General features: G+C 67.7%; 7 protein-coding genes. 6 read left to right on the top strand and 1 reads right to left on the bottom strand.

Annotation, left to right across the window (positions count from 1 at the left end):
* Positions 1-143: 143 nt before the first annotated feature.
* On the bottom strand, positions 144-1,937 hold the full coding sequence (gene ggt, locus V3B64_RS16055; RefSeq protein WP_329914462.1) for a gamma-glutamyltransferase: 1,794 nt from the start codon (positions 1,935-1,937) through the stop codon (positions 144-146).
* A gap of 613 nt (positions 1,938-2,550) precedes the next feature.
* Between ggt and ilvC the strand changes: the two genes are divergently transcribed.
* The 6 genes from ilvC to V3B64_RS16025 all read left to right on the top strand — a co-directional run bounded on the left by ilvC (position 2,551) and on the right by V3B64_RS16025 (position 9,097).
* Positions 2,551-3,525, top strand: coding sequence for a ketol-acid reductoisomerase (ilvC, locus tag V3B64_RS16050; RefSeq protein WP_032130453.1), 975 nt, complete (start codon positions 2,551-2,553; stop codon positions 3,523-3,525).
* Positions 3,526-3,564: 39 nt separating this feature from the next.
* A complete protein-coding gene (ilvG, locus tag V3B64_RS16045; protein WP_329914461.1) occupies positions 3,565-5,301 on the top strand; it encodes an acetolactate synthase 2 catalytic subunit in 1,737 nt (578 codons plus the stop codon).
* Positions 5,285-5,536: an ACT domain-containing protein gene (locus tag V3B64_RS16040; protein WP_014038403.1), complete on the top strand. Its 252-nt coding sequence runs from the start codon at positions 5,285-5,287 to the stop codon at positions 5,534-5,536. The genes ilvG and V3B64_RS16040 overlap by 17 nt, the downstream gene beginning before the upstream one ends.
* 96 nt (positions 5,537-5,632) lie before the next feature.
* Positions 5,633-6,724, top strand: a complete 1,092-nt coding sequence (locus V3B64_RS16035) for a threonine dehydratase (RefSeq protein ID WP_329914460.1) — start codon at positions 5,633-5,635, stop codon at positions 6,722-6,724.
* Entirely contained in the window at positions 6,721-8,307 is a 1,587-nt protein-coding gene (locus tag V3B64_RS16030; RefSeq protein ID WP_032130450.1) for a 2-isopropylmalate synthase, read from the top strand. The genes V3B64_RS16035 and V3B64_RS16030 overlap by 4 nt, the downstream gene beginning before the upstream one ends.
* A 10-nt stretch (positions 8,308-8,317) precedes the next feature.
* Positions 8,318-9,097, top strand: coding sequence for a class I SAM-dependent methyltransferase (locus tag V3B64_RS16025; protein WP_329914459.1), 780 nt, complete (start codon positions 8,318-8,320; stop codon positions 9,095-9,097).
* The last annotated feature ends 49 nt before the right edge of the window (positions 9,098-9,146 follow it).

Raw genomic sequence — 9,146 nt, 5'->3', positions numbered from 1 at the left:
CCCCCCCCGCCCCCCCCCCCCCCCCCCCCCCGCCGCCGTCCCCCCGCCCCCCCCCCCCCCCCCCCCCCCCCCGGCCCAATCACATGATCCCGCTTCCACGAACCATCACCGCAGAGGGGGCTCCGCCCGGTGGCCGGGAAACCTCAATACCCCGCCGCCTGCCCATCCTTGCGGCTCTCCGAAGCACCGTAGTAAACCCCGGTCTCGGGATCACGCATGATCGCCTGATACCCACCATACGGACCGTCGGCGAACACGATGCGATGCCCCTTGCGCATCAACGCACGCACCGTTTCATACGGGAAGCCGGTTTCCAGATTCACTTCACCACCGTCGGTCATCGCCGTGGCCTGACCTGTCGGTTCAGTCGAGCCCTCGTGCTGGATGCGCGGTGCATCACCGGCTTCCTGCAGGTTCATGCCGAAATCCACCAGGTTCATCACGATCTGCGCGTGGCCCTGCGGCTGCATCGCGCCGCCCATCACGCCGAAGCTGGCATACGGCTTGCCGCCCTTGGTGATGAACGCCGGGATGATCGTCTGGAACGGGCGCTTGCCCGGTGCGTAGCCGTTGGGATGGTTCTTCTGCAGCACGAACATCTCGCCACGGTCCTGCAGGATGAAGCCCAGCCCCGGCGGCGCCATACCGCTGCCCATGCCGCGGTAGTTGGACTGGATCAGCGACACCATCATGCCGTCGGCGTCGGCCACGGTCATGTAGATGGTGTCGCCTTCTTCCAGCTGCTTCGGCGTGCCCGGCTGCACTTCCTTCAGCGCCTTGTCCATCGAGATCAGTGCGCGGCGCTGTGCGGCGTAGTCCTTGGAAATCAGCTTCTGCACCGGCGCCGGCTGGAACGCCATGTCGGCATAGAAGCGCGCGCGGTCGGCGAAGGCCAGCTTCTTCGCTTCAACGAACAGGTGCACATGCTCCGGTGAACCGAACGGGATCTTCGAGAAGTCGTAGCCTTCCAGCACGTTGAGGATCTGCAGCGCGGCGATGCCCTGGCTGTTCGGCGGCAGCTCCCACACGTCGTAGCCACGGTAGTTGCTGCTGACCGGTTCGACCCACTCACCGTGGTGGTCGGCCATGTCCTGGTAGCTCAGGAAGCCGCCGTTGGCCTTGAAGTAGTCGCCGATGTTGCGGGCGATATCGCCCTTGTAGAAGGCATCACGACCGCCGTCGGCGATTTTCTGCAGCGTGCTGGCCAGATTCGGGTTCTTCCACATCTCGCCCTTGCGCGGGGCATGGCCGTTGATCGTGAACTGTTCCTTGAACCCCGGATACTGCGACAGCTTGGGCACCGAGCGGTCCCAGTAGTAGGCGATCACCTCGGCCACCGGATGGCCCTCGCGGGCGTAGCGGATCGCCGGCGCCAGGTTGTCGGCCATCGGCTTGCGGCCGAAGCGGTCGTGCAGTGCGAACCAGCCGTCGACAGCGCCCGGTACCGACACCGGCAGTGGACCGGTGGCCGGGATGTCCTTCAGGCCACGGCGCTGGAACTCGGCCAGGGTGAGCGACTTCGGCGAGCGGCCCGAGCCGTTGTAGCCGTAGAGCTTCTGCGTCTTCGGGTCCCAGACGATGGCGAACAGGTCGCCGCCGATGCCGTTGCCGGTGGGCTCCATCAGGCCGAGCGCGGCGTTGGCGGCAATCGCCGCGTCCACCGCCGAGCCACCGCCCTTCATCACGTCCAGCGCGATCTGGGTGGCCAGCGGCTGCGAGGTGGCGGCCATCGCATGCGGGGCGATCACCTCCGAACGGGTGGCAAAGGTGTGGCCGGTGATGCGGTCGGCGGCAGAAGACAGTGCGGGCACAGCGGCCAGTAGAGCAGCGGCCAGCAGGGAACGGGCAAGGCGTCGGGACACGGTCGGGTTCCGATGGAAGGGTGGTCCCTCGATCTTCGCCGCTGCGGCCTTCACGCGGTATCGGGCAGAGGTCATGGACGTTGATCCTGGGATGGGGTGCGGAAGCTCCGCACCCGCCAAGGCGAAAATCCGCCGGATTCCGCGCAAAAGCCGGCCTGAAAGGAGTGAATTGGGGTTCACCGAAACACTTTCAGCGGCAACCATCCTTGTGCCGCAAGCGATTGCGCTGGATGCAGCGGAAACCGATGGAAAATCCGTCACGAGGGTTGACATCGCCGAAACGGTTGTGTTCCTCTCGATCACATGTTGCATCACAACACGCCACCGCGAACCCACATCGAAGCCGCCGACGCCGGCGCCGCCTCGCTGCGTTCGATTCTTGTGCTCGTACTTATTACCCAACCAACAGGTGCGGGACGAGCCAGCGTGTAAGCAACAAACACACCGGAACTCTTCAAAAACCCGCACCCGCCCCGGTGCGGGTTTTTTCATTTCAGAACCTGGTTTCAGACGCAACCACCATGCACAACGCCGATCGCACAACCCGGACCTGCACCACCGCGACGCCTCGTGGTGGCTGTGCCTGTGCAACGCGCGGCGCCTCCTCCACCGCTTTCCCCTGACCGGCCGGCACGTCACCTCGACGACCGGCCGTTCTTTTTTCTTCCCACCGCAAGGAACCTCCCCCATGAGCACCAACGACCTGCCCCAGACCAAGATCGCCGTCATCGGCTACGGCAGCCAGGGCCGCGCCCACGCGCTGAACCTGCGTGAATCCGGCTTCGATGTGGTGGTAGGCCTGCGTCCGGGCGGCCCGACCGAAGCCAAGGCGCAGGCCGATGGCTTCACCGTGATCGCGCCCGCTGAAGCGGTGAAAGACGCCGACCTGGTCGCCGTGCTGACCCCGGACATGGTGCAGAAGAAGCTCTACAACGACGTGCTGGCGCCGAACATGAAGCAGGGCGCCTGCCTGCTGTTCGCGCATGGCCTGAACGTGCACTACGGCATGATCGAGCCGCGCGCCGACCTGGATGTGGTGCTGGTTGCGCCGAAGGGCCCGGGTGCGCTGGTGCGTCGTGAGTACGAGATCGGGCGCGGCGTACCGTGCATCTGGGCGGTCTACCAGGATGTCAGCGGCAAGGCTGCGCAGCACGCGCAGGCCTATGCGGCCGGCCTCGGCGGCGCTCGCGCCAACCTGATCCAGACCACCTTCAAGGAAGAGACCGAGACCGATCTGTTCGGCGAGCAGGCGGTGCTGTGCGGCGGTGCCTCGGCACTGGTGCAGGCCGGTTTCGAAACCCTGGTCGAAGCCGGTTACCAGCCGGAGATCGCCTATTACGAAGTGCTGCACGAACTGAAGCTGATCGTGGACCTGTTCTACGAAGGCGGCATCTCGCGCATGCTGGAGTTCATCTCCGAGACCGCGCAGTACGGCGACTACGTCAGCGGCCCGCGGGTGATCGACGCCGGCACCAAGGCGCGCATGAAGGAAGTGCTGAAGGACATCCAGGACGGCACCTTCACCAAGAACTGGGTGGCCGAGTACGAAGCGGGCCTGCCGAACTACAACAGGTTCAAGCAGGCCGACCTGGAGCACCCGATCGAAAAGGTAGGCAAGGAACTGCGCGCCAAGATGGTCTGGTTGCAAGGACAGGCCGCGTAACCGCGCGGCCCTCCCCTACCCGCTTTGCAAGGTTCCCCCATGAACTCTTCGACACATCGCAGCGCGCCGCCCAACGGCGCGCGCTGGCTGACCCAGGCGCTGGAGGCCGAAGGCGTCCGCACGCTGTTCGGCTATCCCGGTGGCACCATCATGCCGTTCTACGACGCGCTGGTGGATTCGTCGCTGAAGCACATCCTGGTACGCCATGAGCAGGGCGCGGCGCTGGCCGCCAACGGTTTTGCCCGCGCCAGCAACCAGGTGGGTGTCTGCGTGGCCACCTCCGGCCCGGGCGCCTCCAACCTGGTCACCGGCATTGCCGATGCGATGCTGGATTCGGTACCGATGGTCTGCATCACCGGTCAGGTCGGCACGCCGCTGCTGGGCACCGACGCCTTCCAGGAACTGGATGTGTTCGGCCTGACGATGCCGATCGTCAAGCACAGCTGGCTGGTGCGCAGCGTCGATGACCTGCCGCGCGTGGTCGCCAATGCATTCCGCATCGCTCGCGAAGGCCGGCCCGGCCCGGTGCTGATCGACCTGCCCAAGGACGTGCAGCTGGCCGATGCCAGTCATCTGCCAGCGCACGTGCCGAGCAGCATCGAGCCGCCGCCTGCGCCGGCCGAAGCGGCCATCGCCGAGGCCATCGCCGCACTGGCAGCCGCCGAAAAGCCGGTGGTCTACGCCGGTGGTGGCATCGCGCTGGGCGACGCGGTGCAGGACCTGCGCGACTTCGTCGAGGCCAGTGCCATCCCCACGGTGATGACCCTGCGTGGGCTGGGCGCGTTGCCGGCCAACCACCCGCAGTCGCTGGGCATGCTGGGCATGCACGGTACCCGCGCGGCCAACATGGCGGTGCAGGAAAGCGACCTGCTGCTGGTGCTGGGTGCGCGCTTCGATGACCGTGCCACCGGCAAGCTGGCCGAGTTCGCACCGTTCGCCCGCGTCGTCCACATCGACGCCGACGCCTACGAGATCTCCAAGCTGCGCAGCGCCGACGTCGCCGTGCCCGGCAACGTCGGCCATGCCATCCGCGCCCTGCGTGCGGCCTTCCCCTCCCCCAAGGCCCACCAGGACGCATGGCGCAAGCGCTGTGCACAGCATCGCGATCGCTTCGCCGCACGCTACGACGCGCCGGGCCAGCACATCTACGCACCGGCCCTGCTGAAGCGCCTGAGTGAGCTGGCACCGGCCGATGCGGTGATCGCCTGCGATGTCGGCCAGCACCAGATGTGGGTCGCCCAGCACTGCCGTTTCAACCACCCGCGCAATCATCTGACCAGTGGCGCGCTGGGCACCATGGGCTTCGGCCTGCCGGCCGCGATGGGTGCGCAGTTCGCATGCCCCGAGCGCACCGTGGTGCTGGTCTCCGGCGACGGCAGCTTCATGATGAACGTGCAGGAGCTGGCCACCATCGCGCGTTGCCGCCTGCCGGTGAAGATCGTGCTGCTGGACAACAGTTCGCTGGGCATGGTGCGGCAGTGGCAGGAGCTGTTCTTCGCCGAGCGTTACAGCGAGATCGACCTGTCCGACAACCCGGACTTCGTGGCACTGGCACAGGTGTTCGGCATCGCCGCCACCCGCATCGACAACCGCGACGACGTGGAAGGCGGCCTGGCCGCACTGCTGGCCGAACCAGGCCCGGCGCTGCTGCACGTGGCCATCGATGCACGCGCCAACGTGTGGCCGCTGGTGCCGCCGAACACCGCCAACAGCACGATGCTGGAAAGCAACCCCGCCCATGCCCGCCAGGAGACCCCCAATGCAATACCGGCTTGACCTGGTGCTGCACCCGGCCGAAGGCGCGCTGCTGCGCGTGATCGGCATGGCCGAACGCCGTGGCTTCGCGCCGCGTGCGATCAGTGGTGCGCCGGTGGCCGCCGACGATGGCCGCTGGCACCTGCAGCTGGTGGTGGATGGCCAGCGTCCGGCGGAAACGCTGTGCCGGCAGATCGAGAAGATCTACGACTGCGTGTCCGTGCAGGTCACCGCCGTGGAAGGAGCATCCGTATGAACACCCGTACCGTAGCGACCACGGTGCCGGTACGGAGGCGTCTTCTTCGCCGCCCGTGCCCGCATGCGGCGGTCTTCTGCACTGCGCTGGTGGCCCATGCCGGCCGCTGACACCAGCCAGGAAAGCGATGTCGGCGACGTAAGCGTCGCCGACGTACTGGCGGCGCAGGCTCGTCTGCGCCGCTTCCTGCCGCCCACCCCGCTGCACCATGCCGAACGCTTCGGTACCTGGCTGAAGCTGGAGAACCTGCAGCGCACCGGTTCCTACAAGGTACGCGGCGCATTGAATGCGCTGCTGGCCGGGCGCGAGCGCGGCGATGCCCGGCCAGTGATCTGCGCCTCGGCCGGCAACCATGCCCAGGGCGTGGCGTGGGCGGCCTACCGCCTGGACGTGCCGGCCATCACCGTGATGCCGCATGGCGCACCGGCCACCAAGATCGCCGGCGTCGCCCACTGGGGCGCGACCGTGCGCCAGCACGGCACCAGCTATGACGAGGCCTACGCCTTCGCGGTCGAACTGGCACAACGCCACGGCTACCGCTTCCTGTCCGCGTTCGACGATGCCGACGTGATCGCCGGCCAGGGCACGGTCGGCATCGAGCTGGCCGCACACGCGCCGGACGTGGTGATCGTGCCGATCGGCGGCGGCGGGCTGGCCTCCGGCGTTGCGTTGGCACTGAAATCGCAGGGCGTCCGCGTCGTTGGCGCGCAGGTGGAAGGCGTCGATTCGATGGCCCGCGCGATCCGCGGTGACGTGCGCGAGATCGCCCCCGTTGCTTCGCTGGCCGACGGCGTGCGGGTGAAGATTCCCGGCTTCCTGACCCGCCGCCTGTGCACCTCGCTGCTGGACGACGTGGTGATCGTGCGCGAAGCCGAACTGCGCGAAACCCTGGTCCGGCTGGCACTGGAAGAGCACATCATCGCCGAGGGTGCCGGTGCGCTGGCGCTGGCCGCCGGCCGCCGCGTCGCTGGCCGCCGCAAGTGCGCGGTGGTCTCCGGCGGCAACATCGATGCCGGCGTCCTCGCCGGCCTGCTCACCGACATCCGCCCGCGCCCGCCACGCAAACCACGGCGACGACGCAGCGAAACACCGCGCTCGCCCGCCAAGGCCAGCGCCATCGCTTCCCCCACCTCTTCCCCTTCCCCCCTGCAAGCCGTCGCACCCGCTGTCGAGGAGATTTCCCTGTGACCACCATCGAACGAATTACCACCCCGCGCATCCGCATCTTCGACACCACCCTGCGTGACGGCGAGCAGTCCCCCGGCTGCAGCATGAGCCCGCCGCAGAAGCTGGTGATGGCGCGTGCGCTGGACGAACTGGGCGTGGACATCATCGAGACCGGCTTCCCGGCCAGCTCGCAGTCCGACCGTGAGGCGATGGCACTGATCGGCCGCGAACTGCGCCGCCCGAGCCTGACCCTGGCGGTGCTGTCGCGCTGCCTGCAGGCCGACATCGAAACCTCCGCACGTGCGCTGGAGGCCGCTGCCAACCCGCGCCTGCACGTGTTCCTGTCGACCAGCCCGCTGCACCGCGAGCACAAGCTGCGGATGACCCGCGAGCAGGTACTGGAGTCGGTACGCAAGCACGTATCGCTGGCCCGGTCCTATATCGACGATGTCGAATTCTCGGCCGAGGATGCCACCCGCACCGAGCTGGACTACCTGATCGAAGTCGCGCGCGTGGCCATCGCTGCCGGCGCCACCACCATCAACCTGCCCGACACCGTCGGCTTCACCACGCCGGAAGAGATCCGCGCGATGTTCCAGCAGGTCATCGCCGGCGTCGCCGACGTGCCGAATGCCGCCAATGTGATCTTCAGCGCACACTGCCACAACGACCTGGGCCTGGCCGTGGCCAACTCGCTGGCCGCCATCGAAGGCGGTGCACGCCAGGTCGAGTGCACCATCAACGGCATCGGCGAGCGCGCCGGCAACTGTTCGCTGGAAGAGATCGCGATGGTGCTGAAGGTGCGCCAGGCCTTCTACGAGCAGGACAGCTCGATCAACACCCCGCGCATCGTCGGCACCTCGCAGCTGCTGCAGCGCCTGGTCGGCATGCCGGTACAGCGCAACAAGGCCATCGTCGGTGCCAATGCCTTCGCCCACGAATCGGGCATCCACCAGCACGGCATGCTGCGTCATCGCGGCACCTACGAAATCATGCGTCCGGAAGACGTGGGCTGGGAGGATTCGCAGATGGTGCTGGGCCGCCACAGTGGCCGCGCCGCCGTCGAAGCGCGCCTGCGTGCGCTGGGCTTCTGGCTGGACGAAGACGAACTGAAGCTGGTGTTCGAGCAGTTCAAGGGCCTGTGCGAACAGCAGCGCGTGGTCACCGATGCCGACCTGCAGACGCTGATGCAGGGCGGCTCCAACGCGCAGGGCTATCGCCTGGCGTCGATGACCATCAGCGACGTCGGCAGCCGCGCCAATGCGCTGGTGGAACTGTCCGACCCGGACGGCAACCGCGTGGCCGAGACCGCGCAGGGCGATGGCCCGGTCGATGCGCTGTTCGGCGCGCTGTCGGCCGCTACCGGCGTGCAGCTGATGCTGGACAGCTACCACGTGCACAGCGTCGGCATCGGCGCCGATGCGCGCGGCGAAGCCAATCTGAGCGTGCGCCACGAGGGCGTGGAGTACGACGGCACCGGCACCAGCAAGGACATCATCGAAGCCTCCGCGCTGGCCTGGCTGGATGTGGCCAACCGCCTGCTGCGCCAGCGCCAGGCTGCCGCCCACAGCAACACCGACGTTGCCACCCCCGCCACCGCCTGAGGACCCCGCCATGAGCGCCTTCGACACCCCCACCCCGACCAGCGCCGCTGGCCAGCAGTGGAACGCCCAGGATTATGCGATCGACGCCGGCTTCGTGCCGCTGCTCGGCGGCGCGGTATCGCGCCTGCTCGACCCGCGCGCCGGTGAACGCATCCTCGACCTGGGCTGTGGCGATGGCGTGCTCAGCACTGAGCTGGCGCTCAGCGGCGCGCACATCCACGGTGTGGATGCCTCACCGGAACTGGTGATCGCCGCGCGTGCGCGCGGCGTCGATGCGCAGGTGATGGATGGCCACGCGCTGTCGTTCGACAGTGAGTTCGATGCGGTATTCAGCAACGCAGCGCTGCATTGGATGAGCAACCCCGACCGGGTGATGGAAGGTGTGCGCCGCGCACTGCGCCCGGGCGGCCGCTTCGTTGCCGAGTTCGGCGGCCATGGCAACGTGGCCACGATCATCGCGGCGGTGCAGGCTGCACGCGCGGCCCATGGCCACGGCGCCAGCGCATTCCAGTGGTACTTCCCCACTGCCGATGCCTACGCCGACCGCCTGCGCCAGCATGGCTTCCAGGTGCAGCTGATCGAGTGCACGCCGCGCCCGACTGCACTGCCGACCGGCGTGGCCGGCTGGCTGCGTGTGTTCGCCGCACCGCTGCTGGACGACCTGCCGGCCGAGGCACGCGCCACCGTGCGCGAGGCCGCCACCGCACTGCTGGCCGAGCTGCCGCGCAACGCCAGCGGCCAGCCGCTGGCCGACTACGTGCGGCTGCGGGTGCTTGCCCGTCGCCGCTGACTTGACCTTTTCGCTATCTTTCCTGATGTCCGCACCTTCGTACTTCTGC

Source organism: Stenotrophomonas sp. SMYL86 (assembly GCF_036320025.1).
Classification (GTDB): domain Bacteria; phylum Pseudomonadota; class Gammaproteobacteria; order Xanthomonadales; family Xanthomonadaceae; genus Stenotrophomonas; species Stenotrophomonas maltophilia_A.
This window is presented reverse-complemented; position numbering and strand designations above follow the sequence as displayed.

What these genes read in the sequence shown, in the direction of transcription:
- ggt (WP_329914462.1), bottom strand. Translation starts at nt 1,937, where the DNA reads ATGACCTCTGCCCGATACCGCGTGAAGGCCGCAGCGGCGAAGATCGAG.
- ilvC (WP_032130453.1), top strand. Translation starts at nt 2,551, where the DNA reads ATGAGCACCAACGACCTGCCCCAGACCAAGATCGCCGTCATCGGCTAC.
- ilvG (WP_329914461.1), top strand. Translation starts at nt 3,565, where the DNA reads ATGAACTCTTCGACACATCGCAGCGCGCCGCCCAACGGCGCGCGCTGG.
- V3B64_RS16040 (WP_014038403.1), top strand. Translation starts at nt 5,285, where the DNA reads ATGCAATACCGGCTTGACCTGGTGCTGCACCCGGCCGAAGGCGCGCTG.
- V3B64_RS16035 (WP_329914460.1), top strand. Translation starts at nt 5,633, where the DNA reads ATGCCGGCCGCTGACACCAGCCAGGAAAGCGATGTCGGCGACGTAAGC.
- V3B64_RS16025 (WP_329914459.1), top strand. Translation starts at nt 8,318, where the DNA reads ATGAGCGCCTTCGACACCCCCACCCCGACCAGCGCCGCTGGCCAGCAG.